Genomic DNA, 26087 nt, shown 5'->3' on the forward strand with positions numbered 1-26087 from the left:
TGACGTCAGTCGTCATCTCTGGTTACAGTGGTGCCCGTGGGGGACTTCTACGGGATCGCGGAGATCGCCGACGCCATGGGCCTGAGCCGCCAGCTCGTCACGGTGTGGCGCAAGCGCCGTTCGCACGGCATCCCGGAGCCGGACGCGGAGCTCGCGTCCGGCCCGATCTGGCGCCGGGAGACGGTCGAGCCGTGGATCGACCGCACCCGCGGCCGGCTGGGGCTCGCCGGCGGCCCGGAGTCGGCGTCGCGCAGCCTGCGGTTGCGCACGAGCCGGCGGGTCCTGCGGCTGGCGGCACTGATGCTCGAAGAACCCCTGCGCCCGCGCGTGCTCAACGAGGCCGCCGCCCAGCTGCGCGACCTGGCGCACGAGATCGACTCGACGGCGGACGACGTCGTGGGGGCGTTGCTGCGCGAGCTGGTCGAGCCGGTGCGTGACCCCGACGTGCCCGCCGAGCTGCTGCGGGTGCCGGTCATCGAGTCGTTGCCGCTGGTCACGGCGGTGGCCCGGAACTCGCCGGACTGGTGACGCGGCTATCTCAAGACTTCTATATCAAGAAACCTTGCTAAGGGTTCCTTGATACGCGTACCGTCGTGTCATGACCGACGCTCCCATCACCGACCCCAAGGCGCTCCGGGCGCTGTCGCACCCGTTCCGCTGGAAGGTGCTCCAGCTGCTCACCGAGCAGGGGCCGCAGACCGCGACCCAGTGCTCGGCGGTGCTCGGTGAGAGCGTCGCGAGCTGCTCGTACCACCTGAACATGCTGGCCAAGTACGGCTTCGTCGACGAGGTCGAGGGGCCGGGCAGGCAGAAGCCGTGGAAGATCGTCCCGAAGCGCCAGTCCATCTCGACCGAGGGCCTGGAGGGTGAGGCGGCGCTCGCGGCCGAGGCGGCGTCGATGGCCTACCTGGACCAGGAGTTCGAACGCATCCGGTCGAGCCTGCGCCAGTTCGACCGGATGCCCGCGGAGTGGCGCCCGGCGATCGGCACCGAGGGCACGGTCAAGTTCGTCACCCCCGAGGAGGCCGTCGCCCTCGTCGAGGAGCTGCGGGCCGTCTTCGAGAAGTACGGCGAGCGCAAGCTGAACCCCGGGCTGCGCCCCGAGGGCGCGCGGGCGGTCCGGTTCTTCCTGAGCCACACGGTCGCACCCGAGTAACCAACCGACTCGAAGGAGAGCTCGCATGATCCCGCACGACCACGCGTTCGCAATCGCGAAGTCCCGTCAGCAGGACTTCGAGGCCGACGCCGCCGCGCGCCGGCTCGTCAGGAAGACCGAGCAGGAACCCGCGGCCGAACCCGAGCGGCGCCGGTTACGGCTGTCCGTCCGGGTCCGGCACGCCTGATCAGGCCGCCGGCTCCAGCCGCACGACCACCGACTTGGAGGTCGGCGTCCCCGAGATGTCGGCCTTGGAGTCCAGCGGCACCAACGGGTTCGCCTCCGGGAAGTACGTCGCCGCGCACCCGCGCGCGGTCGGGTACGACACGATCCGGAACGACTCGGCGCGGCGTTCGACGACGCCCGTCGGGTCGTCCTTCCACTCCGAGACGATGTCGACCATCTGGCCATCGGAGAACCCGAGCGCCTTGAGGTCGTCCGGGTTGACGAACACCACGCGCCGGCCGTCCTTGACGCCCCGGTAGCGGTCGTCCAGGCCGTAGATCGTGGTGTTGTACTGGTCGTGGCTGCGCAGGGTCTGCATGAGCAGCCGGCCCTCCGGCACCTCCAGCACGGTCAGCTCGTTCGCCGTGAAGTTGGCCTTGCCGGTGGCCGTCGCGAACTCCTGCGAGTCGCGCGGCGGGTGCGGCAGCACGAAACCGTCCGGCTGGCGCACGCGCGTGTTGTAGTCGGTGCAGCCCGGCACGACGCGCGCGATGTGCTCGCGGATGACGTCGTAGTCCTTCTCGAACTCCTCCCAGGCGACCGGGTGCGCGGCGCCGAGCACCTTGCGCGCCAGCCGGCAGACGATCGAGACCTCGGACAGCAGCCGGTCGGAGGCGGGCGCCAGGCGGCCCCGCGAGCGGTGCACGACCGACATCGAGTCCTCGACCGTCACGAACTGCTCGCCGGAGTGCTGCACGTCGCTCTCGGTGCGGCCCAGCGCGGGCAGGATCAGCGCGGTGCGGCCGTGCACGACGTGCGAGCGGTTGAGCTTCGTGGAGACGTGCACGGTCAGAGAGCACTGCTCCAGCGCCTTCTCGGTCACCGGGGTGTCCGGGGTGGCGCTGACGAAGTTGCCGCCCATCGCGATGAACACCTTGCCGCGGCCGTGGCGCATGGCGTTGATCGCGTCGACGGTGTCGAAGCCGTGCTTGCGCGGGACGGAGATGCCGAACTCGTTCTCCAGCGCCAGCAGGAACTTCTCCGGCATCTTCTCGTAGATGCCCATCGTGCGGTCGCCCTGCACGTTCGAGTGGCCGCGCACCGGGCACAGGCCCGCACCCGGCTTGCCGATCATGCCGCGCAGGAACATCACGTTCGTGATCTCGCGGATCGTCGGCACGCTGTGCTTGTGCTGCGTGAGGCCCATGGCCCAGCACGCGATCGTGCGCTGCGAGTCGACGAACATGCCGGCGACCCTGGTGATCTGCTCGCGGGTCAGGCCGGTCGCGGTGAGCACGCGGTCCCAGTCGAGCTCGCGCAGGCTCTCGGCGTAGGCCTCGAACCCGTGCGTCTTCGCGGCGATGAACGCCTTGTCGAGCTTGTCCCACCGCAGCAGCAGGTGACCGACCGCCTGGAACAGCGCCTGGTCGCCGCCGACCTTGATCTGCACGAACTCGTCGGACAGCGCGGTGCCGCGGCCGACGACGCCGGCGACGTTCTGCGGGTTCTTGAACCGCATCAGGCCCGCCTCCGGCAGCGGGTTGATCGCGATGATCTTCGCGCCGTTCTTCTTGGCGTCCTCCAGCGCGCTGAGCATGCGCGGGTGGTTCGTGCCGGGGTTCTGGCCGATGACCACGATCAGGTCGGCGAGGTCGAAGTCCTTGATCGACACCGAGCCCTTGCCGATGCCGATGGTCTCGTTCAGCGCGGAGCCGGACGACTCGTGGCACATGTTCGAGCAGTCCGGCAGGTTGTTCGTGCCGAACGAGCGGACCAGCAGCTGGTAGAGGAACGCGGCCTCGTTGCTGGTGCGGCCGGAGGTGTAGAAGATCGCCTCGTCCGGCGCTGACAACGCTGTCAGCTCGTCGGCGATGAGCGTGAACGCGTCGTCCCAGTCGATGGGCGTGTAGTGGGTGGCGCCGGGGCGCAGGACCATCGGCTCGGTGATCCGGCCCTGCTGCCCGAGCCAGTAGTCGGTCTTCGTCCGCAGGCTCTCGAGGGAGTGGGCGGCGAAGAACTCCGGCCCGATGCGGCGCTTGGTCGCCTCCTCGGCCACGGCCTTCGCGCCGTTCTCGCAGAACTCCGCCATCTTGCGGTGGCCCTGCGGCTCCGGCCACGCACAGCCGGGGCAGTCGAACCCCTCGCGCTGGTTGAGCAGGCGCAACGTCTTGACCGTCCGGGTCACGCCCATCTGCTCGACCGCGCGGTCGAGCGAGACGAGGACGCCCGGAACACCCGCTGCCCAGCTCTTCGGCGTGGACACTTCGAGCGCGGACTCGTCGACGTCGTGCTGCGGAGGCTTGCTGCTCATGTCCTTCATTCAACGCCGATGGACGTCGGCGCCGCCAGCGCCCCCGAAGAACGCGGCGGCGTCGCCATCACGGGCCCCAAGGGGTTGAACGGTCCGTGACGGTCAATTGTGATCGCCGTCACGGTCGATCGGCACCTCTGAACGAGTGATCAGTGGCATCCGCTCTCGGTGGGGATCGGCGCGTCGGACGCGAACCACTCGTCGGGCCCGCGCTCGCTGCCCTCGTCGTCCCGCTGCCGCTTCTCGGTGAACATCGGCGCCAGGTAGCCGTCCTTCGACGCCTGGCAGGCCATCAGGTAGTGGTAGCCGTCGACCCCGGTGACCCACAGCCCCTCGGCGTCGAGCTGGAAGTCCACGTCCGCCCGGACCATCGCGAGCAGGTCGGTCTGCTCGAACAGCGAGTTCCGCATCTCGCCCGGTTCGAACGCGTAGGCGAACCGGTAGCTGGTGTGCACGACCGGCAGCCCGTTCTCGTCCTGGCCCGGCCACATCCGCCCGTCCACCTTGACCGGCGCCGGCAGCAACGCCGTGCCCGCCTTGGTGCGCGTCCACAGGACCGTGTCCTGCACCGGTTCGAAGTGGTCGGCGACCTCGGGTGCGAGCAGCGCGAGGAACGGCGCCCGGTCGCGCTCGACCACCATCCTCGGGTCCAGGTGCGCGGCGATGATCGCCCCGCGTGCCGCCTCGTAGATCGGCGCGTACCGCGGGTCCTGGTCCGGCGCGACGATCCCGGCCTCCCCGTCGGCCCACTTCTCGGCCGGTGTCCGCGCGTACGGCTGCGCGGTGTCGACGCCCTTGTGGGAACCCCGCAGGTCCGGCATCGACAGCTCGCCGAACGTGCCCGCTCTGTACAGCCCCACGACCACGCCGACGATGACGACGAGCGCGACCGCGGACACGACCTTGCCGCCGTGCCTGCGCATGCGGGCCTGTCTGCGCTGCCTGCGGATGTCCTGCTTCGCGCGTCTGTTCGCCGCGCGGAGCCAGGCGTCGTCCTTCAGGTCGGGATGGTCTTCGATTCCCCCAGGAATGCTCACAGCCCGCGGATCTTAGGGGCTCGCCCGTCCGTTAGCAGGTATCTCGGTGTAAGTCGATAGCCACGCCTCCGTAGACTTGTCAGCTGTGACTGAACTCGACACCGCAACCCAGCGTCCTGACCTCCCCGCCGCGTGGACTCCGGCGGAGGTAGAGGCGGAGCTGTACCAGCGGTGGGTCGACCGGCGGTACTTCGAGGCGGACGTCAAGAGCGACAAGCCGCCGTTCACGATCGTGCTGCCCCCGCCGAACGTCACCGGCAGCCTCCACATGGGCCACGCGATGAACCACAGCGTGATGGACGCCCTGACGCGCCGCCGCCGCATGCAGGGCTACGAGGTCCTGTGGCTGCCGGGCATGGACCACGCCGGCATCGCGACGCAGAACGCCGTCGAGCGCGACCTCGCGAAGCAGGGCCTGTCGCGGCAGGACCTCGGGCGCGAGAAGTTCGTCGAGCGCGTCTGGGAGTGGAAGGAGGAGTACGGCGGCAAGATCCTCGACCAGATGAAGCGGCTCGGCGACGGCATCGACTGGTCGCGCGAGCGCTTCACCATGGACGAGGGGCTGTCGCGCGCCGTCCAGACGATCTTCAAGAAGATGTACGACGACGGTCTGATCTACCAGGCCGAGCGGATCATCAACTGGTGCCCGCGCTGCCAGACGGCGCTGTCGGACATCGAGGTCGACCACAGCGACGACGAGGGCGAGCTCGTCTCGATCCGCTACGGCGACGGGGACGCGTCGATCGTCGTCGCGACCACGCGCGCCGAGACGATGCTGGGTGACACCGCGGTCGCCGTCCACCCCGACGACGAGCGCTACCGGCACCTGATCGGCACCGAGGTCGAGCTGCCGCTGACCGGCCGCCGCATCCCGATCGTCGCCGACGCGCACGTCGACCCGAAGTTCGGCACCGGTGCGGTCAAGGTGACGCCCGCGCACGACCCGAACGACTTCGAGATCGGCCAGCGCCACGGCCTGCCGAACCTCACGGTCATGGACGGCCGCGCCACCATCACCGTGCCCGGCCCGTTCCTCGGGCTCGACCGCTTCGAGGCGCGCCCGGCGATCGTCGCCGCGCTGCGCGCCGAGGGCCGGATCGTGGCGGAGAAGCGGCCGTACGTCCACTCCGTCGGGCACTGCTCGCGCTGCAACACGGTCGTCGAGCCGCGGCTGTCGCTGCAGTGGTGGGTCAAGGTCGAGGGCATCGCGGCCAAGGCGTCCGCCGCCGTCCGCGACGGCCGCACCAAGATCCACCCGGCCGAGCTGAACAAGCGCTACTTCGACTGGACCGACAACCTGCACGACTGGTGCATCTCGCGCCAGCTCTGGTGGGGCCACCGCATCCCGGTCTACTACGGCCCGAACGGCGAGGTCGTCTGCGTCGGACCCGACGACGAGGTGCCCACCGGCGAGGGCTGGCGCCAGGACGAGGACGTCCTCGACACCTGGTTCTCCTCGGGCCTGTGGCCGTTCTCGACGCTGGGCTGGCCGGACTCCACCGAGGACCTGAAGAAGTTCTACCCGACCAGCGTTCTGTCGACCGGCTACGACATCCTGTTCTTCTGGGTCGTCCGGATGATGATGTTCGGCCTGTACGCGATGGACGAGGTCCAGCCGTTCGACCACGTCTTCCTGCACGGTCTCATCCGGGACCAGCACGGCAAGAAGATGTCGAAGTCCAAGGGCAACGGCATCGACCCGCTGGACTGGATGGAGCGCTACGGCGCCGACGCCACCCGGTTCACGTTGCTGCGCGGCACGAACCCCGGTTCCGACATGGCCGTCGCCGAGGAGTGGGCGGCCGGCTCCCGCAACTTCACCACGAAGCTGTGGAACGCCACCAGGTTCGCCCTCTCCAACGGTGCGACCGTGGCCCGCCCTCTGCCCGCCCGCGACGAGCTGACGGCGGCTGACCGCTGGATCCTCGACGAGCTCGACGCCCTCGTGTCCACGGTGGACACGAACTTCGAGGCGTTCCAGTTCTCCCGTGCCTGTGAGGCGCTGTACAGCTTCACCTGGGACGAGTTCTGCGACTGGTACCTGGAGATCGCGAAGGTCCAGATCGCCGACGGCCGGGTCGAGGCCACGCAGTCGGTCCTGGGCCACGTCCTCGACACGCTGCTGCGCCTGCTGCACCCGGCGGTCCCGTTCATCACCGAGACGCTGTGGACCACGCTCACCGGCGAGGAGTCGCTCGTCGTCGCCGCGTGGCCCCAGGCCTCCGGTGCCGAGCGCGACGCGGACGCCAAGGCCGAGGTCGAGGGCCTGAAGAAGCTGGCCACCGAGATCCGCCGGTTCCGCTCGGAGCAGGGCCTCAAGCCGGGGCAGAAGGTCGCGGGCAAGGTCCGCGGCGCGTGCTGCGTCGGCCTGACCGACCAGGTGCCGTCGGTCCGCTCGATGACGCGCCTGACCGAGCCGGGCGAGGACTTCACCGTCTCCGCCACGCTGGAGGTCGGCCTGCCCAAGGGAGCGGTGAAGGTCGAGCTGGACCTGTCCGGCGCGATCGACGTCGTGGCCGAGCGCAAGCGCCTCGAGAAGGACCTCGCGGCAGCGCAGAAGGAGCTCGCCCAGACCTCGGGCAAGCTCGGCAACGCGGGCTTCCTCGCCAAGGCGCCGGCCGACGTCGTCGCCAAGATCGAGGAGCGCAAGGCCACCGCCGAGGCCGACATCACCCGCATCAACGAGCGCCTGGCCGCGCTGCCGGAGAAGTAACCGATGGACACCAACCTCGACGAGTTCCTCGACGTCGAGAACGAGCTCAACCAGCGCTGGCCCGAGACCAAGCTCGAGCCGTCGCTGGACCGGATCAAGGCGCTGGCGCACGTGCTGGGCGACCCCCAGACGAGCTACCCGGTCGTGCAGCTGACGGGCACGAACGGCAAGACGTCGACGTCGCGCATGGTCGACGCGCTGTTCGCGCGCATCGGCCTGCGCACCGGCCGCTACACCAGCCCGCACCTGCAGCTGGCCACCGAGCGGATCAGCCTCGACAACCAGCCGATCAGCCCCGAGCGCTACGTCGAGGTCTTCCGCGACATCGAGCCGTACGTCGCGATGGTGGACGCGCGGTCCGAGATCCGGATGAGCAAGTTCGAGGTGCTCACCGGCATGGCCTACGCCGCCTTCGCCGACGCACCGGTCGACGTCGCGGTCGTCGAGGTCGGCATGGGCGGCACGTGGGACGCGACCTCGATCGCCGACGCGAAGATCGCGATCCTCACGCCGATCTCGATCGACCACACCGAGTACCTGGGCAACCGGATCGAGGACATCGCGACCGAGAAGGCCGGGATCATCAAGCCCGGCTCGGTCGCCGTCATCGGCGAGCAGACGCCCGAGGCGATGCGGGTCGTCCTGGAACGCGTGGCCGAGGTCGACGCCACGGTCGCGCGCTTCGGCAGCGAGTTCGGCGTCGTCTCCCGCTCGGTCGCGGTCGGCGGCCAGCTCGTGACGCTGCAGGGCCTCGGCGGGGTCTACGAGGACATCTTCCTGCCGCTGCACGGGGAGCACCAGGCGGCGAACGCGGCGCTGGCGCTGGCCGCGGTCGAGGCGTTCTTCGGCGCGGGCACCGACCGGCAGCTCGACGTCGAGGCGATCCGCGAGGGCTTCGCGACGGTCGTCTCACCGGGCCGGCTGGAACGGGTCCGCTCCGCGCCGAACGTCTTCGTCGACGCCGCGCACAACCCGCACGGCGCCGCGGCACTGGCCAAGGCGCTGGAGTCGGAGTTCGGGTTCCGCAAGCTCGTGGCCGTCGTCGCCGTGATGTCGGACAAGGACGCCGAGGGCATCCTCTCGGCGCTCGAACCGGTGGTGTCCGAACTGGTCATCACCACGAACTCGTCGCCGCGCGCCATGGACCCGGACGTGCTGGCCGGTCTCGCCGTGCCGATCTTCGGCGAGGACCGCTTCGAGGTCCGTCCCCGCCTGGTCGACGCGATCGACGAGGCCATCCACCTCACCGAGGACGAGCTGTCCGGCGGCGGTGTCATCGTCACCGGCTCCGTCGTCACCGCCGGTGAGGCCCGCGCGTTGTTCGGAAAGGAACCGGCATGAGCGAGAACCCGGTGCCGGCACCGAAGAAGGACCCGATGAAGGCGTTCCGCGGCATCATGGCGGGCACCTTGATCCTCGAAGTCATCGTCGTGGCGCTGGCGTTGCCGGTCATCGCGAAGCTGCACGGCGGCGTCACCTCGCTCGTGGGCTGGGTGACGTTCGGCTTCATCGTCGCCTTCATCGCGCTGTGCGCGTTCGTCCGCCGCCCGTGGGCCATCGGCGTGCTGATCGGCCTGCACGTGCTGCTGATCGCGACGTGGGTCCTGCTGCCCGCCCTCGGCGTGATCGGCGTGATCTTCGCGCTGGTGTGGGCGTACCTGCTGTGGCTGCGCAAGGACCTGCTCAAGCGGATGGCCGAGGGACGACTGCCGTCCCAGCAGCAGCAGGCCGGCTGACGAAGGACCGGTGAGAGGACGAGTTCGCGGCCCCCGCGAATTCGTCCTTTTTCTGTGAAGGCGGCGGGTCATGACCGGCCGAGCGCCGTCTGCGCGGGCCACGCAGTCGCCGCGGCAGCTGCCGGCCCGGCCGCTGGCTGGTGGTCAAGCACACCGGCCGGAACGAAGTTCACCCGCGGTTGGGGCTGTGGTCAGAACCGGCGACTAGAAACCGCCCATGACCTTCGACCGACGCACGTTGTTCAAGGCAGGCGCGCTGGGCACGGCGGCAGCGCTGGTGCCGACCGGGCCCAGCCTCGCGAAGACCGACCGGCCGCTGCTCACGCACGGCGTGCAGTCCGGTGACGTCACCTGGGACGGTGGCATCGTCTGGACCCGCGCCGACCGCCCCTCCCGGATGCTCGTCGAGGTGTCGAACGACCCGGGGTTCCGCTTCTCCCGGCGCATCCGCGGCCCGTTGCTCACGCCCGAGACCGGTGGCACCGGCCACGTCCGGGTCTCGAGCCTGCTGCCCGGCCGCCGCGCCTACTACCGCGTGACGGCGGAGGACCTGCACGGCCGCACCCGCAGCGCACCGGTCACCGGCAGCTTCACCACGGCGCCGCTGGGCCGTGACGAGGTGCGGTTCGTGTGGTCCGGTGACGTCGCGGGCCAGGGCTGGGGCATCAACCCCGACATCGGCGGCATGCCGATCTTCCGCGCGATGGCCGACCGCCGCCCGGACTTCTTCATCCACAGCGGGGACAGCGTCTACTCCGACAACCCGCTGAAGGAGTCGGTGACGCTGCCGGACGGCCGGATCTGGCGCAACGTCGTGACGCCGGAGAAGCTCAAGGTCGCCGAGACGCTCGACGAGTACCGCGGCCAGTTCGCCTACAACCTGCTCGACGACAACGTGAAGCGGTTCGCAGCCGAGGTTCCCGTCTTCGCGCAGTGGGACGACCACGAGGTCACCAACAACTGGTATCCGGGTGAGCTTCTCGACAATCCTCTTTACACCGAGAAGCGCGTGGACGTGCTGGCGCAGCGGGCGTTCCAGGCGTTCCACGAGTGGATGCCGATCGACCGCCACCGCGCCGTGGACGGCCGCGTCTACCGGAAGTTCGCCTACGGCCGCAACGTCGAGGTGTTCGTGCTCGACATGCGCACCTACAAGGACCGCAACACCGCGCCGAAGGACCAGCCGGGCGTGATCCTCGGTGCGGCGCAGGCGAAGTGGCTCGTCGAGAGTCTCGCGCGCAGCACCGCCACGTGGAAGGTCATCGCCGCCGACCTGCCCATCGGGCTGACCGTGCCGGACGGCACCGACATCGAGGGCGTGGCGAACGGCCTGCCCGGCGCACCGAACGGCCGCGAGCACGAGATCGCGTGGGTGCTGCGCGAGCTCAAGCGGCGCCGGGTGCGCAACACGGTGTGGCTGACGGCGGACGTCCACTACACCGCCGCCCACCACTACTCGCCGGAGCGGGCCGCCGTCGGCGACTTCGACCCGTTCTGGGAGTTCGTGTCCGGCCCGCTGCACTCCGGTGCGTTCGGCCCCAACACGCTCGACCCGACCTTCGGTCCCGAAGCCGTGTTCGTGCACGCACCGCCCGCCGCGAACACCAGCCCGCTCGACGCCTTCCAGCACTTCGGCGAGGTCAGGGCCGACCGGAACGAGCTCACGGTGTGGCTGCGTGACGCATCCGGCGCAGCGCTCTGGTCCACAACGCTCAACGCGCGCTGAAGATCGCAATAGGGTTGGTGAGTGCCCATCACGTTCGACACCACCGGCTTCCAGCAGCACGAAGAGAACTCCTGGCTCCACGGAGGCGGTGACCGGCTCGCGCTGACCGTCTACGACGGCCCGGCCGACCTGCCGGTGGGGCTGGACGACCTGCAGGGGCTGCGGCGTGAGCTCGCGGTCCGCTACGCCCCGACGGGCTGTCTCGTCGAGGCGCAGGTCGTCCGGCTCGGCGACGTGCCCGCGCTGCTGCAGATCGCCAAGGTGCCGCTGGGGAACCGGCCCGGCCAGGCGTTCGGCCTCTCGCTGACCGTGCAGGGGGTGAACGCGCACGCGGTGCTGTCGCTGGTGGCGGAGGAACGTGGCACGACCGGCGTGCGCGAGGGTGTGCTGGCCGCCGAGATCGGGTTCCAGCGCTGGGTCCTGCCGCACCCGTACGCGCCGCAGGTGCAGGGCCGGCTGCCGTTCCACGCGGGCGACGACCCGCGGTTCGACAGCCGCTTCCCCGACCACCCGCTGTCGCGCGTGCGCCGGTTGATGCACCAGCTCGTGAGCACCGCACGGGTCGACCCGGCGTTCGTGGCACCACCGGCGCCGCAGCTCCCGCCAGAGGTGGACGCGGTGTTCAACTCCCAGCTCGTCAATGCCGAGTGCGGCCTCCCGGTCAACGGCCACATCGCGCTGCAGATCGGCGAACGCACCACCTACTGGAAGCTGGTCGGCGAGGCCGTGCCGCACCGGCTCGGCCGTGGCACCCTGGGTCGCTCCCCACACGGCGAGGCCCGGTTCCGCGAGGTGCTCGTGGTCGACGAGCGCACCGGAACCGCCCTGATGATGGACCGGTTCATGACCGACGGCGCCTCCCTGGGCGTCCACACCCGGCTCCAGCCGGTCACCCGTGACGAGGCGTACGCGGCGGTCACGCCCGAGGCGCTCAAGGAGGCCTACCGCGCCCTCGGGCGGCTGGCCGACATGGCCGACGGCCGCAACGAGTACCTCACGATCGAACCGATCACGCACCAGGTCGGGCGGTCGGAGCCGTTCGCGGTGCTGAGCATGCAGCACCACGAGGACGAGGACGTCGTGCTCGTCTCGTGCTCGCCGGCGCCCTCGGAGAACACGCCGTTCCAGGGCAGTCCGGGGATCAGGGCGCCCGTCACGGCGGAGAACCTGCGCGGCATCGGTGAGCTCGTCCTGCACGCGGCGCTCGAATGGGGCCCGCACCCGTTGGACATGGCGGTCACCTTCCACCGCCACGCGGGCACGACGGAGGCGCCGGGCACGCCGGAGAGCCTCGCGGACGAGGTGCGTGCGCAGTTCAGCGGGCAGCTGGCCACGGCGGTGCCGGGCATCACCGTCGGCGGTTACGTGGCGTTGCAGCAGGGGGAGCAGCGGACGTACTGGCGGTTGCCCGACGACGCGCTGTCGAGCCGGCTCGGTTCCGGGGTGCTGACCCGCGCCCACTCGCCGGGCCACCGGTTCCGCGACGTCGTGCTGCTCGACCAGGACACCGGCGAGCTGTTGATCCCGAACCGCTACGGCGACGCCACGACCGGGACCAAGACCGTGCTCACCGGGGTGAGCGAGGAGGAGGCGCTGGCGGCGGCGACACCGGAGGCGTGCCGGGAGGCGTTCGAACGGCTCGGCCGGTGCGTGTTCGCCGCGGCGAAACGCGGTGAGCACATCTTCGTCGAGCAGCTGGAGAACGAGCTGAAGCAGGACCCGTACGTGTTGCTGACCGTGCAGGGCCTCTTCGACGGCGACCCGGTCGCGATCGCCTCCGCGTCCCCCGCGCCGTCGGCGAACACCCAGTTCAACGGCCTGCCCACGCTGGAGGCCCCGGCGGCGGCGAACAACGTGGTCGGGCTGGGCCAGCTCGCGTTGCAGGCGATCACCGACTGGGGCGTCCACCCGCTGCACGTGGTGCCGACCTACCACCGCCCGACCCGCTGACCGCAAATGTTTGCACGCCCCGACGTATTGTTTCCCCCTGTTTCTCGTGGTTTCGTGCAGCAACCCTGCAAGAAGTTGCGACAAGGAGGTCGCGATGCGTCGGGTCGTCGCCGCGCTCGCTGCACTGGTCCTACTGCCTCTCACACCCGTCCAGGCCGTTGCCGCTCCACCGGAGCAACGCCTGGCCGTGGGGGAGGTGGTGGATATCGCGCCCGGTGTGCGCGCCGGTGACTCGAAACTCGCCTTGCCGCCCAAGCGGGACGACCTGCGGGGTGAGCGCTTCTACTTCGTGATGCCGGACCGGTTCGCGAACGGCGACCCCCGCAACGACCGCGGTCGCAGCAGCAGCGCCGAGAACGGGTTCAACCCGGCCGACAAGGGCTTCTACCACGGTGGTGACCTCAAGGGCCTGCACCAGAAGCTCGACTACCTCGACGGCATGGGCATCACGGCGATCTGGATGACGCCGATGTTCCTCAACCGCTGGGTGCAGGGCGACAGCGCCGCCTACCACGGCTACTGGACCGTCGACTTCACCAAGCTCGACCCGCACTTCGGCACCACGCAGGAGATGCGCGAGCTGATCCGCGACGCGCACCGGCGTGGCATCAAGGTGTTCTTCGACATCGTCGCGAACCACACCGCCGACGTGATCAAGTACGCCGAGGGCAAGAACGCGTACGTGTCCACGGGCGCGCAGCCGTACCTGGACGCTTCGGGCAAGCCGTTCGACCTCGCCGACCACGCGGGGCGGAAGGACTTCCCGAAGCTGGACGCGGCCAAGTCGTTCCCGTACACGCCGGTCAAGGACGGCCCGACGAAGTTCCCGTTGTGGCTCAACGACTCCACGCTCTACCACAACCGCGGCGACTCGACGTTCTCCGGTGAGTCGAGCGAGCAGGGCGACTTCTCCGGGCTCGACGACCTGATGACCGAGCACCCGCGCGTGGTCAACGGCATGAAGGACATCTTCACCAGCTGGATCGACACGCTCGACATCGACGGCTACCGGGTCGACACGGTCAAGCACGTCAACCTGGAGTTCTGGCAGGCGCTCGCGCCGCACGTGAAGCAGTACGCGAACCGCAAGGGCAAGAAGGACTTCTTCGTGTTCGGCGAGGTCTTCGACTCCTCACCGGAGAACACCTCGAAGTACACGACCGAGGGCCGGATGCAGGCCACGCTGGACTTCCCGTTCCAGAGCAGCGCCGTGAGCTTTCTGGCCGGCAAGGGCTCCCAGCGCCTCGGCGAGGTGCTGCTCGACGACGACCGCTACACCGACGTCGACTCCAACGCCTCGTCGCTGCCGACGTTCCTGGGCAACCACGACATGGGCCGGGTCGCGTGGATGATCCGCAACGACCGGCCCGGCATCACCGACGCCGAGCTGCTGGAGCGCCTCAAGCTCGGCAACCGGCTGATGTACCTGTGGCGCGGCAACCCGGTCGTCTACTACGGCGACGAGCAGGGCTTCGCGGGCACGGGTGGCGACAAGCTGGCGCGCCAGGACATGTTCGCCTCGAAGACGCCCGAGTACGTGGCGGAGAAGCTGATCGGCTCCGACCGCACCGGCGCCGTCGACAACTTCAACACCGCGCACCCGCTGTACCAGCAGCTCAAGGCCCTCGCGGCGCAGGTCGACGAGGACCCCGTGTGGCGGGACGGCAACCAGGTGCTGCGGTACGCCGACGGGGACGTGTTCGCGTTCAGCCGCATCCTCGGTCGTGAGCACCTCGTCGTCGCGAACGCCGGAACCGCGCCCGCGACCGTCACCGTGCCGGTGTCCTCGGCCGGGTTCGAGAACGCCCAGGTCCAGAACGGCCGTGTCACGGTGACCGTGCCCGCGCTGTCGGCGTTGGTGCTCAAGGGCACCAGCGACGTCGCCAAGTCGAAGCCGGCGCCCGTGCTGGTCGCCCCGGCCGCCGGAACCGTGCTGGACGGACGGGTCGAGCTGCGTGCCGACGGCATCGGCACGGCCAACGCGGCCGCCACCTTCGCCGCTCGCGTCGAGGGCAAGTCCGACTGGACCGTGCTGGGCACCGACGACGCGGCGCCGTACCGGGTGTTCGCGGACCTGTCGGCGCTGCCGGGTGCGGCCGTGGGCAAGCGCGTCGAGCTGCGGGTGGTCGCGAAGTCCGGCGAGATCGGCGCGGACGGCGCGTTCGTGTCGCTCGTGGCCGCACCGCCGCTGCCGGACCCCGGCACGAAGAACCCGGACTGGCTGGTCGTGCACTACGCGCGCGGCGACTACGACGGCTGGGGCCTGCACGTCTGGGGCGACGTCGAGACGCCGACCGAGTGGAGCACGCCGCTGCCGTTCGCCGGCGAGGACACCTACGGGCGGTTCGCGTGGGTGAAGCTGAAGCCGGGCGCGAAGTCCGTCGGGATCATCGCGCACAAGGGCGACGAGAAGGACACGAACGCCGACCGGGTCGTCGACCCGAGCGTGACGCCCGAGGTGTGGCTGAAGCAGGGCGACCCGGCCGTGCACCCGTCCGAGCAGGCGGCCACCGGCAAGGCGGTCGTGCACCACGTCGGTGACTCCACGGGTGCCGTGGTGCGCGTGGCCGGACGTGCCGACGTGCCGTTCTCGAACGGGATCGCGGAACTGCCGCCGACCACCGACTTCTCGGTGGTGCGCGGGACGACCGTGGAGGCGTCCGGCAAGTTCACGAGCGGTCACGCGTGGGTGGCGAACGGCGAGGTGCACGCTTCCCCGGCCGCGACCGAGAACCGGGCGGTGATCCACTACAACCGGCCGGACGGCGACTACACCGACTGGACGATGTACCACTGGACGGGCTCCGCGGAGCCGTCACCTGGCTGGAACCAGTCGCGGGTGCCGGACGGGCGGGACCGGTTCGGCGTGTACTGGTCGGTGCCGCTCGCCGCGGGCGCCGCGGGGCTGAGCTACCTCGTCCACCGCGGCGACGCCAAGGACCCCGGGCCCGACCAGTTCCTCGACCTGGGGCAGAAGGGGAACGAGGTGTGGCAGTTGCAGGGGAACGAGACCTACCTGCTGCCGCCGAACGCCGGTCCGGCCGCCGATGACGACCTGACCAAGGCGAAGGCGATCTGGATTTCGCGCGACAGGGTCGTGTGGGACGTGCCGGTCGTGCAGTCCGACGGCTACCGGCTGGAGCACGGCTCACGCGTGCTGCGGCTCTCGCCCACGACCGAAGCGGTGCCGGCGCGGCTCCCGCACCTCAAGGGCAAGCCGGTGTTCGCGGTGCGCGGGTTCGTCGACGAGGCGTTGCGGGACAGGCTTTCCGCCGTCCACGTCGACGCGGGCGGTGCGATCCGGCACCGGACGGGCGTGCAGATCGCGGGCGTGCTGGACGACCGCTATGCCGCCGCCGCGACGAAGCTGGCGTTCGGACCCGCGTTCGACCGCGGTCGCACGTCGGTCCGGCTGTGGGCGCCGACGGCGAAGAACGTGAAGCTGCGCCTGTTCGACCAGCCCTCCGGCGAGCCGCGTAAGGTCGTGCAGCTCAAGCGCGACGACGCATCGGGGTCGTGGACCGGTTCCGGTGACTGGGAGAACAGGTACTACCAGTTCGAGGTCACCAACTGGCAGCGCACGGTCGTGGTCACCGACCCGTACTCCGTGGCGCTGTCGGTGAACTCGACGCACTCGCAGTTCGCGGACCTCGAGGACAGCCGGACCATGCCCGCCGGGTGGTCCCGTGACGTCGCTCGCGGGATGGGCGGTGCGATCACCGAGCTGCACGTGCGGGACTTCTCGATCGGCGACGAGTCCGTTCCGGCCGCCAACCGCGGCACGTACAAGGCGTTCACGCACCGTGACTCGGTCGGCATGAAGCACCTCAGGACGCTGGCCGCGGCGGGCATGGACACCGTGCACCTGCTGCCGACGTTCGACATCGCGACGATCCCCGAGAAGCGCTCCGAGCAGGCCACGCCCGCGTGCGACCTGCCGTCGCTGCCCGCGGACTCGGACCAGCAGCAGGCCTGCGTGGGCGCGGTGGCCGCCCGTGACGGCTTCAACTGGGGCTACGACCCGTTCCACTACGACGTTCCCGAGGGCTCTTACGCCACGGCGGACGCGCAGAACGGCTGGGCCCGCTCGAAGCAGTACCGCGAGATGGTGAAGTCGTTGCACGACAACGGCAACCGCGTGGTCGTGGACGTCGTCTACAACCACACGGCGGCGTTCGGCGACGCACCGACCTCGGTGCTCGACAAGGTCGTGCCCGGCTACTACCAGCGGCTCAACCTCGACGGGTCGGTCGCGAACTCCACGTGCTGCGCGAACACGGCGACCGAGAACGCCATGATGGGCAAGCTCGTCGTCGACTCGGTGGTGCGGTGGGCCCGCACGTACAAGGTGGACGGGTTCCGGTTCGACCTGATGGGCCACCACCCGAAGGCGAACATCCTCGCCGTGCGCGCCGCTCTGGACGCGTTGACGGTGGAGCGCGACGGCGTGGACGGGCGCAAGATCGGCGTCTACGGCGAGGGCTGGGACTTCGGCGAGGTCGCGGGCAACGCCCGGTTCGAGCAGGCCACGCAGGCGAACATGGCAGGGACGGGCATCGGCACGTTCAGCGACCGGCTGCGCGACGCGGTGCGCGGCGGCGGGCCGTTCGACGACGACCCGCGCGTGCAGGGCCTCGGCTCCGGTCTGGCCGGTGACGTGAACTCCTCGCCCGCCAACGGGAACGTCGCGGCACGGCTGGAGAACTACAGCGACCTGGTGAAGCTCGGCATGGCCGGGAACATGGCGTCGTACCGCTTCCAGTCCACCGCCGGGCCGGTCGTCGCCGGCCGGGACGTGCAGTACAACGGCACCGCCGCCGGGTACACCGGGCAGCCGTTGGAGGCCATCACGTACGTGGACGCGCACGACAACGAGGCGTTGTTCGACGCGTTGACGTACAAGCTGAAGCCCGAGACGTCGATGGCGGACCGGGTGAAGATGCAGACGGTGGCGCTGGCACCGGTGTTGCTGGGGCAGGGGCGGCCGTTCGTCCACGCGGGCACCGAGTTCCTGCGCTCGAAGTCGTTGGACCGCAACAGCTACGCCTCCGGTGACTGGTTCAACCGGTACGACCCGTCGTTGCGCGACAACGGTTTCGGCCGCGGGTTGCCGCCCAAGGCCGACAACGAGGCGAAGTGGCCGTACGCGAAGCCGTTGCTGTCGCTGCCGAAGCCGGCGTCCGCGGACATGAAGGCCGCGCTGGACGCGACGCTGGAGCTGCTGCGGATCCGGCAGTCCTCACCGCTGTTCTCGCTCGGGTCGGCCGACCTGGTGCAGCAGAAGGTGTCGTTCCCGGCGGCGCGGTCCGGTGTGGTCGTCATGCACGTCGACGACACCGTCGGACCCGACGTGGACCCGGCCCGGCGCGGCGTGCTCGTGGTCATCAACCCGTACCCGGAAGACCAGGCCATCGCGCTGCCGCCGGGTGGCTGGAAGCCGGTGACCAGCGAGAAGAAGGCGGGAGCCGCGCGGTCGGTCGTGGTGCTGGAGCGGTAGTACCGCTGGAAAACAGTTTACAACAAAATAGTTTGGTACCTTAGTGCTCATGGGCACGAAGGGGTGTGCCGACCTGATGATGCTGTTGCACCGCACAGGTCACGCACTGGAGACCGAACTGACGGCGAGGCTCGCGGAGATCGGGTTGACTCCGCGGGCCCGCTGCGTCCTGGCGACCGCTCTCGACGCGGACCGCACGCAGACCGAGATCGCCGACATCGTCAGCATCGACAAGACGACCATGGTCGTGACGATGGACGCCCTGGAGGCCGCGGGGTTCGCCGAGCGCAGGCCGTCCCCGACGGACCGCCGTGCCCGCGTCGTCGTCGTCACCGAACGGGGCCGGTCCATCTCGGAGCAGGCCGACGACGTGTACGCGGACGTCGTGAACAGCGTCCTGCTGTCGTTGCCGGAAGACGAGCGGTCCGGTCTCGTCAACGGCCTGACCAGGCTGGTCGAGGGTCGTCTCGGTGCCGTCGTCCCCTGTGAGAAGCCCCCGCGCAAGAGGGCACTGCGCCAGGCGATCGGGTAACAGATAGTCCCGTAAAAAACTATCTGCTACGGTTCCTCTTATGACAACAGGGGGACCGAAGACGGACTCGCGCTGGCCGGCGCTGATCGTGCTGTGCGCGGGGATGTTGATGATCGTGCTGGACCAGACGATCGTGAACGTCGCGCTGCCCGCGATCGACGAGGACCTGAAGTTCGGCCAGGCGGGCCTCGCCTGGGTCGTGAACGCGTACCTGATCGCCTACGGCGGTCTGCTGCTGCTCGCCGGCCGCCTCGGCGACCTGGTCGGGCACAAGAGGGTGTTCCTGATCGGCCTCGGCGTGTTCACCGCCGCCTCGCTGCTGTGCGGCCTGTCGATCAGCTCCGAGATGCTCGTCGTGGCGCGGTTCGTGCAGGGCGCCGGCGGCGCGCTGGCCACGTCCGTGACGCTGGGCATGGTCGTGACGATGTTCCCGAAGCCCGACGAGCAGAGGCGCGCCATCGGCGTGTTCAGCTTCGTCGCAGCAGCGGGCGCGTCCATCGGCCTGCTGCTCGGCGGCGTGCTCACGGACGCCATGTCGTGGCACTGGATCTTCTTCGTGAACATCCCGATCGGCATCGTGGCCGCCCTTGCCGCCGTGCGCCTGGTGCCCGACTCACCCGGCCTGGGCCTGCGCGAGGGCGCGGACGTGCTGGGCGCGCTGCTGATCGTCGCCGCGGTGATGCTGGGCGTCTACACGATCGTCAAGGCCGAGCACTACGGCTTCGGCTCGGTGCACACCCTGGCCCTCGGTGCCGTGGCGGTGGCGTTGCTGGTGGCGTTCGTCCTGCGCCAACGACACGCCACCAAGCCGTTGCTGCCGCTGCGCGTGTTCCGCTCCCGGAACGTGACGGGTGCGAACCTCGTGCAGATCTCGATGGTCGCGGGCATGTTCGGCCTGTTCTTCCTCGGCACCCTCTACATGCAGCTCGTGCTGTCGTACACGCCGTTGCAGATCGGCCTGGCCTTCATGCCCGTCGCCGTTGCCATCGCGGTGTTCTCGGTGTCGCTCTCGGCCCGCCTGAACACCCGGTTCGGCGAGCGCAACATGCTGATCCTCGGCCTGGTCCTGATGCTGGTGGGCATGGTCGTCTTCACGCAGGTGCCGGTCGACGGCTCGTACGTGGCCGACATCCTGCCCGCGGTCGCACCGGTCGGCATCGGCATGGGCCTGGCGTTCCCGTCGCTGATGACGCTGGCCATGTCCGGCGCCGCCCACGACGAGGCGGGCCTCGCCTCCGGCCTGGTGAACACCACCGCCCAGGTCGGCGGCGCACTGGGCCTCGCCGTCCTCGCCACCACCTCGACCACGTACACCTCGTCGCTGCTGGCGTCCGGCGTCGGCCGGCTGGAGGCGCTGACGTCGGGCTTCCACCTGGCGTTCTGGATCAGCGCCGGCCTGGTGGCGGTCGCGCTGGCACTGGCGGTGTTCGTGCTCCGGCAGGTCGCGGTGTCCCGCGACGCCCAGCCGGTGCTCGTGCACTGAGGGGGAGCGGGCGGTGGGTGGCGGCGCGTGCCACTCACCGCCCGTTTCGTTTCAGAACCGCGGATCGTTTGCGAGGTGATCGCATTGCCGATGCTCGTGTACCTGGACAAGCAGGCCGAGGACGGCAAGCTGGCGCGAGCGTGCTCAGCACCGGTGCGGCCCCCGAGCGGCTGGTTCACCAGAGCTGACGCCACCCGGAGTCAGTGGTCCGCGAGTTCCACCCGCTTGGTGACGTCCTCGGAGCGCAGGATCGCGAACTCGCGGTCCTGCGCCTTGAGCACCTTGAGGTAGCCGGGGCTCGTCTCGAACACGTAGACGTCCTCGGAGTCGTTGATCCGCTCCTTCGGCACCCACGGCGTGCTGACGACCGCCGCCACCGCGAGCGCCGTCCCGGCCAGGAGCCACGCGAACCAGTGCAGCAACCACCGCGCGTTCCTGATGACCAGCACGAACCCCACCCCCAGCGCGACCGCGCCGAGCGGCATCCACCACCGGTGGTACGTGAGCGTGTGCGACACCATCAGCGCCACGAGCACGATCAACGTGAGCAACGCCGTCGTGTTCGCCCGCTCGGGGTCCTTGCGCGTGCGGAGGTAGAAGAAGAAGGTCGCCGGCGTGACCACCATCAGCAACACCGTGCTGATCCGGTCGTCCGCCATGAACGTGCCGAGGAACAACCCTGGCGCGTCATCCAGTTCCAGCGTGTGCAGCAGCGCGAACGCCGTGTGCCAATCATAGTGCGACACGGCCAGCAGCCTGAGCAGGACGAACAGAACGGCGGCGCCGGTCACCGCGGACCCGGTGTGCTTTGCATCCACCCGCAGAACTATGGCGTATCGCCGGTCACAGCCCTCCCGACGTGCACCGCGCGGGCGCGGCTACCCTGTGCGGACATCCCGTACCTGTTTTCGAGGAGTCACACCGTCGTGTCCGAGCGCACCCTGGTTCTGGTCAAGCCCGATGGCGTCGAGCGTGGTCTGGTCGGCGAGGTGATCGCCCGCATCGAGCGCAAGGGCCTCAAGCTCGCCGCGCTGGAGCTCCGCACGGCTGACCGTGCTACCGCCGAGCAGCACTACGCGGAGCACGACGGCAAGCCGTTCTACAACGACCTCGTCGACTTCATCACCGGCGGCCCGCTGGTCGCGCTCGTCGTCGAGGGCGTCCGCGCCATCCCGGCGTTCCGCCAGCTCGCCGGCGGAACCGACCCCGTCGAGAAGGCCACGCCCGGCACGATCCGCGGCGACTTCGGCACCGAGGTGCAGTACAACCTCGTGCACGGCTCGGACTCGGCGGAGTCGGCGGAGCGCGAGATCAAGATCTGGTTCCCGAACCTCTGAGGTCGAGGGGGTTCGCTGGACCCCTTTGCGTTCGATGGGGATTCCTGGGGCTCCGCCCCAGACCCCGACACTCCCAAAGAAGCCGCCGGCGCTGTTCGTGGGTTGATGGCACGCCTGTTGCTTTGTGCGGCTGCCGGTTGCGTGGGTGGTTGCGTTGCGGTGTGCGTCTTCCCCGTCGAGCGCTTCGGAGCGCTAGACGGGGAAGCCACCCACCGCGGAACCGCCCGAAGAAGAGCTCCGGACGCCTCGCCTACGGCTCGAACGAGCGGTCTCACAGTGAGGCCGAGTAGGCGGCCACGAAGTGCGCCCGCAGCGCCGCACGGTCCGGCGGCGAGACCCTGAGCGGCGTGCCGTGCAGGCCTTCGTAAGCCCCATAGCTGCGGATCGTGGGGGAGACGTGCACCTGCAGCGTTGTCGGGTGCACGGCCACAAGGCCACGGTCGAAGAGCTTGTGGATGTCGGAGCGCAGGAGCAGACCTTCGTCCACGTGATGGCGTCCGTGGGTGGAGAACGCCACCAGGTGGGCGGCTTCGAGCGCCTCCGCCGGGCACGGCCCGGTCACAGCGCAGACAAGCCCGTACTTCTGCAGCAGTTGTTCGCGGTATGCCTTCTGACCGTTGCGGACCTTCACCAGTGCCCTGCGGTGGCCGCCGGTGATAGGTGGGGGAGGAGCGGTCGAGGTCGTCCGCGGAAGGGTGACCAGCAGGTCGGCGAGCATCGTTTCCACAGCGCTCACGTTCAGGGGGCTGATGGACTGCTGGGTCGACCGGTTGAGCGCAGCCGTGCGCAGGGCTTTCACGGTGATCGCACCGTCGAGTGCTCGCCAGGTCCGCTCGTACCGGGCGGTGTACCTGGTGATCGGGATCGTCTTCGGAACGGGCACCTCGAACGTCGTGCGGCACGACTTGCGCAGGCAGAGGTAGCGCGGAGTCAGCACGGTGCGCTGCTTGAAGTCCGTCAAACCGCATCCGGGGCAGGTGTTCCGCTGCTTCGTCAGGTCCTTCTCGGTGTCGATCTGCTCCACGGTTGCGGCGCCGAGGGCCAGTTCTTTGCCGCGAACCACGACGAGGTCACCAGGCGAGACCTTTTCACTGTTCTGCACCGTCGAGTCGTAGATGTAGAAGGCTTCCGGAACGTCGGCGTAGCCGTCGTTGCCCTGGAAGTCGCGTTCGTCGCCGAAAGACAGCAGTGCCCAAGCGCGCATGCCCCTCATCTAAGCGTGGAGCCCCGCCGAGGGCTTGACCCCAGCCCACCCGGCGAAGAGCCGTTCAACCGCGTCCCCTCGGGATGACCGAGCGGCAGGTACATCCACACGTCGTCCCAGCGGTCCGCCCCGACGGCGATCGCGTTGGGCATCCGCCCGCATTCGCGGAACCCGAGCTGCTCGTACAGCTCGATCGCCCCGTGGTTGTTGCCGCGCACGCCGAGCATGGCGATCTCGAACCCGGCCGCCCGCGCGCTGTCCACCAAGCCCTGCACCACCAGCCGCCCCAGCCCGAGCCCACGCGCGGCTGGGTGGGCCATGACCTGTTGAACCTCGCAGCGGTGCTGGAACACGGCGGTGCCCCCGCGCCGCCACAACCCGACGGCGCGCACCACGCCGTCGACCACGGCGGTCACGAACGCGGCGTCGCCGTCGCGGACCTGTTCCAGAACGCCGTCCAGCCACGCCGAGAGCCGGTCCGGACCCGGCGGCGAGTGGTAGCCGACGGCGCCGCCGGCAGCGACCACGTCGTGCACGACGGTGTGGATCTCGGCGCGCAGCCGGGGGTTTGCCTCGTGCGGCCACCGCAGTTCGATCTCCGGCATGGGGCGATCGTAAATGCGTCGAGAATTGTCAGACCCCTTGGCTAACGTCGGGCGGGTGGAGAACCTCGTCGAGGCCAAGGCGCTCACCAAGCACTTCGGGGCGTTCGAGGCCGTGCGCGGCATCGACGTCGAGGTGCGCAAGGGGGAGGCGTTCGGGTTCCTGGGGCCGAACGGGGCGGGCAAGTCGTCGACCATGCGGATGATCTCCTGCGTGTCGGGGCGGACCGGTGGGGACCTGAAGGTGCTCGGCCTGGACCCGGACGTGGACGGGCCGAGGATCCGCGCGCGGCTCGGGGTGGTGCCGCAGCTCGACAACCTCGACACGGAGCTCACGGTCCGGCAGAACCTGCAGGTCTACGGCAGGTACTTCGGGATGTCGCGGCAGCGGTGCCGGGAGAAGGCCACCGAGCTGCTGGAGTTCGCCCAGCTCGCCGACCGCGCGGACCACGAGGTGGAGCCGTTGTCGGGTGGGATGAAGCGCAGGCTCACGATCGCGCGGTCGTTGGTCAACGACCCGGAGCTGCTGCTGCTCGACGAACCGACCACGGGGCTCGACCCGCAGGCGCGGCACCTGTTGTGGGACAGGCTGTTCCGGCTCAAGCAAGAAGGCGTCACGCTCATCATCACCACGCACTACATGGACGAGGCCGAGCAGCTGTGCGACCGGCTCGTGGTCATGGACGGCGGGCGGATCGCGGCCGAGGGGTCGCCCGCGGAGCTGATCGGCCGCTACTCCACGCGGGAGGTGCTGGAGCTGCGGTTCCGGCCCGGTGCGGAGAAACCGGACCTCGGGCGGTTCGCGGAGCGGGTCGAGGTGCTGCCGGACCGGTTGCTGCTGTACGCGCAGGACGGTGAGCGGGCGCTGCAAGCCGTGCACGACAACGGGGTGCAGCCGGTGTCCAGCCTGGTGCGGCGCAGTTCGCTGGAGGACGTGTTCCTCCGGCTCACCGGCCGGACGTTGGTGGACTGATGCGGACGTTGCGGGCCTCCTGGTACGGGTTCGAGAAGCACTGGACGTGGTACCGGCGCAACTGGCGGGCCACGGTCGTGTCGAGCTTCCTCACGCCCGTGCTGTTCCTGCTGGCTCTCGGGTTCGGGTTCGGGTCGCAGGTGCGGTCGACCGAGCTGCTCGGCGGCGTGCCGTACCTGCAGTACCTCGCGCCCGCGCTGGTCGTCGTCACGGCGTTGCAGGGCGCCACGTTCGAGTCGACGTACGCGATCATGTCGGCGTTCCTGTGGCAGAAGACGTACATCGGCATGGTGGCCACCCCGATCACGCCCGCTCAGGTGCTGTACGGGCAGGTCATGTGGATCGGCACCCAGCTCGTGGCGCGGTCCGCGGTGTTCGTCGTCATCGCCGCGGCGCTGGGAGCGGCGGCCGGACCGGGAATCCTGTGGGCGGTCCCGTTCGGGGCGCTGGCGGGGCTCGCGTTCAGCGCGCCGCTCATCGCCTACAGCGCGCGGCTGGACAAACCGGACAGCTTCACGACGGTCTTCCGGTTCGTGCTGATGCCGATGACCCTGTTCACCGGCGCGTTCTTCCCTGTCGGCCAACTGCCGGAGTGGCTGCTGCCGGTGGTGTGGCTGACGCCCGCGTGGCACGGCATCGAGCTGGCCAGGGGAGCGGCGTTCGGCACGCTCGGGGTGCTGCCCGCGCTCGGGCACGTCGCGTACCTCGCGGTGCTGGCGGCGGCCGGGCTCGCGCTCGGCGTCAGGTACTTCCGACGCAGGCTGGCGGTGTGAGATGACCGGGACCCTCGACCGGCGACGGGCCGTGCCCGCCAGCGTGGGGCTGCTGTGGCGGGTGGTACCGCCGGGGCTCTACGGCGGGAAGGCGAGCGTGCTCGTCGAACGGGCCGCCGTCGTCAACCGGCGCGCGTGGTTCGTGCTGGTCGGCGGTGCCTTCGAGCCGATGCTGTTCCTGTGGTCGCTCGGGCTCGGGTTCGGCCAGATGGTCACGGCCGTCACCGGGCCGGACGGGCAGCCGGTCGGCTACGCGGCGTTCGTGGCGCCGGCGCTGCTGGCGGCCAGCGCGATGAACGGGGCCGTGTACGACGCAACGTTCAACGTGTTCTTCAAGTTCAAGTACCTGAAGCTCTACGACGCGATGCTGGCCACGCCGATGGGGCCGATGGACATCGCGATCGGCGAGATCGCCTGGGCGTTGCTGCGCGGCGGCCTGTACTCGGCCGGGTTCCTCGCCGTGATGCTCGGCATGGGTCTGATCGCGTCGCCGTGGGCGTTGCTCGCGCTGCCGGTGGCGTTGCTGGTCGCGTTCGCGTTCGCGGCGGTGGGCATGGCGGCGACGACGTTCATGCGCTCGTGGCAGGACTTCGACCTGGTGCAGCTGGCCGTGCTGCCGCTGTTCCTGTTCTCGACCACGTTCTACCCGCTGTCGGTCTACCCCGGCTGGGTGCAGGTCGTGGTCTCGTGGACCCCGCTCTACCACGCGATCGAGCTGATGCGCGGCCTCACGCTGGGCGTCGTGGGCTGGGGGATGCTCGGCCACCTCGCGTACTTCGCGGTGATGGCCGCTGTGGGCACGGTGGTGGCGGCGCGGCGGCTCGGCAAACTGCTGCTGGACTGAGCGGTGCGGCACGCGATTCGGCCGTCAACGTGGGGGCGGTTACTCTGG

General features: G+C 69.7%; 20 protein-coding genes. 15 read left to right on the forward strand and 5 right to left on the reverse strand.

Features of this window, described 5'->3' with window-relative positions; translation table 11 throughout:
- Positions 1-36 precede the first annotated feature (36 nt).
- The 3 genes from ACZ7CF_RS38655 (at position 37) to ACZ7CF_RS38665 (ending at position 1343) form a co-directional block, all read left to right on the forward strand.
- Complete coding sequence (locus tag ACZ7CF_RS38655; protein WP_360399472.1) at positions 37-528, forward strand: hypothetical protein; 492 nt, start codon at positions 37-39, stop codon at positions 526-528.
- 70 nt (positions 529-598) lie between these two features.
- The gene (locus ACZ7CF_RS38660; RefSeq protein WP_470372164.1) at positions 599-1156 is read left to right on the forward strand and encodes a winged helix-turn-helix domain-containing protein; all 558 of its coding nucleotides are present in this window, start codon (positions 599-601) and stop codon (positions 1154-1156) included.
- Positions 1157-1181: 25 nt separating this feature from the next.
- On the forward strand, positions 1182-1343 hold the full coding sequence (locus tag ACZ7CF_RS38665; RefSeq protein WP_470372165.1) for a hypothetical protein: 162 nt from the start codon (positions 1182-1184) through the stop codon (positions 1341-1343).
- Here ACZ7CF_RS38665 and ACZ7CF_RS38670 read toward each other — a convergent pair whose 3' ends face one another.
- Both ACZ7CF_RS38670 and ACZ7CF_RS38675 read right to left on the reverse strand, forming a co-directional pair.
- The gene (locus ACZ7CF_RS38670; RefSeq protein WP_360399463.1) at positions 1344-3632 is read right to left on the reverse strand and encodes an FdhF/YdeP family oxidoreductase; all 2289 of its coding nucleotides are present in this window, start codon (positions 3630-3632) and stop codon (positions 1344-1346) included.
- A 149-nt stretch (positions 3633-3781) separates the two neighbouring features.
- Positions 3782-4669: a hypothetical protein gene (locus ACZ7CF_RS38675; protein ID WP_470372166.1), complete on the reverse strand. Its 888-nt coding sequence runs from the start codon at positions 4667-4669 to the stop codon at positions 3782-3784.
- An 85-nt stretch (positions 4670-4754) separates the two neighbouring features.
- Here ACZ7CF_RS38675 and ACZ7CF_RS38680 point away from each other — a divergent pair, with 85 nt between their 5' ends.
- From ACZ7CF_RS38680 to ACZ7CF_RS38715, 8 genes are all read left to right on the forward strand, one after another.
- Positions 4755-7382, forward strand: a complete 2628-nt coding sequence (locus tag ACZ7CF_RS38680; RefSeq protein ID WP_470372167.1) for a valine--tRNA ligase — start codon at positions 4755-4757, stop codon at positions 7380-7382.
- A 3-nt stretch (positions 7383-7385) separates the two neighbouring features.
- Positions 7386-8723, forward strand: coding sequence for a bifunctional tetrahydrofolate synthase/dihydrofolate synthase (gene folC, locus ACZ7CF_RS38685; RefSeq protein ID WP_360399454.1), 1338 nt, complete (start codon positions 7386-7388; stop codon positions 8721-8723).
- Entirely contained in the window at positions 8720-9118 is a 399-nt protein-coding gene (locus ACZ7CF_RS38690) for a DUF4233 domain-containing protein (protein ID WP_360399451.1), read from the forward strand. Before folC ends, ACZ7CF_RS38690 begins: the two co-directional genes overlap by 4 nt.
- A gap of 217 nt (positions 9119-9335) precedes the next feature.
- Positions 9336-10844 carry an alkaline phosphatase D family protein gene (locus ACZ7CF_RS38695; protein WP_470372168.1) on the forward strand — a complete coding sequence of 503 codons (1509 nt, stop codon included), beginning with the start codon at positions 9336-9338 and terminating at the stop codon, positions 10842-10844.
- A 21-nt stretch (positions 10845-10865) separates the two neighbouring features.
- Complete coding sequence (locus tag ACZ7CF_RS38700) at positions 10866-12794, forward strand: hypothetical protein (RefSeq protein ID WP_470372169.1); 1929 nt, start codon at positions 10866-10868, stop codon at positions 12792-12794.
- Positions 12795-12888: 94 nt separating this feature from the next.
- Positions 12889-18291, forward strand: coding sequence for a pullulanase-type alpha-1,6-glucosidase (gene pulA / locus ACZ7CF_RS38705; RefSeq protein ID WP_470372170.1), 5403 nt, complete (start codon positions 12889-12891; stop codon positions 18289-18291).
- Positions 18292-18340: 49 nt separating this feature from the next.
- On the forward strand, positions 18341-18823 hold the full coding sequence (locus ACZ7CF_RS38710) for a MarR family winged helix-turn-helix transcriptional regulator (protein ID WP_470372171.1): 483 nt from the start codon (positions 18341-18343) through the stop codon (positions 18821-18823).
- A 40-nt stretch (positions 18824-18863) separates the two neighbouring features.
- On the forward strand, positions 18864-20306 hold the full coding sequence (locus ACZ7CF_RS38715; RefSeq protein ID WP_470372172.1) for a DHA2 family efflux MFS transporter permease subunit: 1443 nt from the start codon (positions 18864-18866) through the stop codon (positions 20304-20306).
- A gap of 200 nt (positions 20307-20506) precedes the next feature.
- Here the strand turns inward: ACZ7CF_RS38715 and ACZ7CF_RS38720 are convergent, their stop codons facing one another.
- Positions 20507-21124, reverse strand: coding sequence for a hypothetical protein (locus tag ACZ7CF_RS38720; protein WP_470372173.1), 618 nt, complete (start codon positions 21122-21124; stop codon positions 20507-20509).
- 108 nt (positions 21125-21232) lie between these two features.
- On the opposite strand from ACZ7CF_RS38720, the gene ndk reads away from it, so the two are divergent.
- A complete protein-coding gene (gene ndk / locus ACZ7CF_RS38725; protein ID WP_053735616.1) occupies positions 21233-21643 on the forward strand; it encodes a nucleoside-diphosphate kinase in 411 nt (136 codons plus the stop codon).
- A gap of 271 nt (positions 21644-21914) precedes the next feature.
- Here the strand turns inward: ndk and ACZ7CF_RS38730 are convergent, their stop codons facing one another.
- Positions 21915-22847 (reverse strand): HNH endonuclease, encoded by a 933-nt coding sequence (locus ACZ7CF_RS38730; protein ID WP_470372174.1) that lies wholly within the window; start codon positions 22845-22847, stop codon positions 21915-21917.
- 5 nt (positions 22848-22852) lie between these two features.
- Entirely contained in the window at positions 22853-23452 is a 600-nt protein-coding gene (locus tag ACZ7CF_RS38735; protein ID WP_470372175.1) for a GNAT family N-acetyltransferase, read from the reverse strand.
- Between the two features lie 55 nt (positions 23453-23507).
- Between ACZ7CF_RS38735 and ACZ7CF_RS38740 the strand changes: the two genes are divergently transcribed.
- Genes ACZ7CF_RS38740 through ACZ7CF_RS38750 form a run of 3 tightly spaced genes read left to right on the forward strand, consistent with a single transcriptional unit; the run spans position 23508 to position 26039 of the window.
- On the forward strand, positions 23508-24422 hold the full coding sequence (locus ACZ7CF_RS38740) for an ABC transporter ATP-binding protein (RefSeq protein ID WP_360399385.1): 915 nt from the start codon (positions 23508-23510) through the stop codon (positions 24420-24422).
- Positions 24422-25195: an ABC transporter permease gene (locus ACZ7CF_RS38745; protein WP_470372176.1), complete on the forward strand. Its 774-nt coding sequence runs from the start codon at positions 24422-24424 to the stop codon at positions 25193-25195. The genes ACZ7CF_RS38740 and ACZ7CF_RS38745 overlap by 1 nt, the downstream gene beginning before the upstream one ends.
- A gap of 1 nt (position 25196) precedes the next feature.
- The gene (locus ACZ7CF_RS38750; RefSeq protein WP_470372177.1) at positions 25197-26039 is read left to right on the forward strand and encodes an ABC transporter permease; all 843 of its coding nucleotides are present in this window, start codon (positions 25197-25199) and stop codon (positions 26037-26039) included.
- Positions 26040-26087: the final 48 nt, after the last annotated feature.

The sequence above is a fragment of the Lentzea sp. NPDC036955 genome (genome assembly GCF_055608005.1).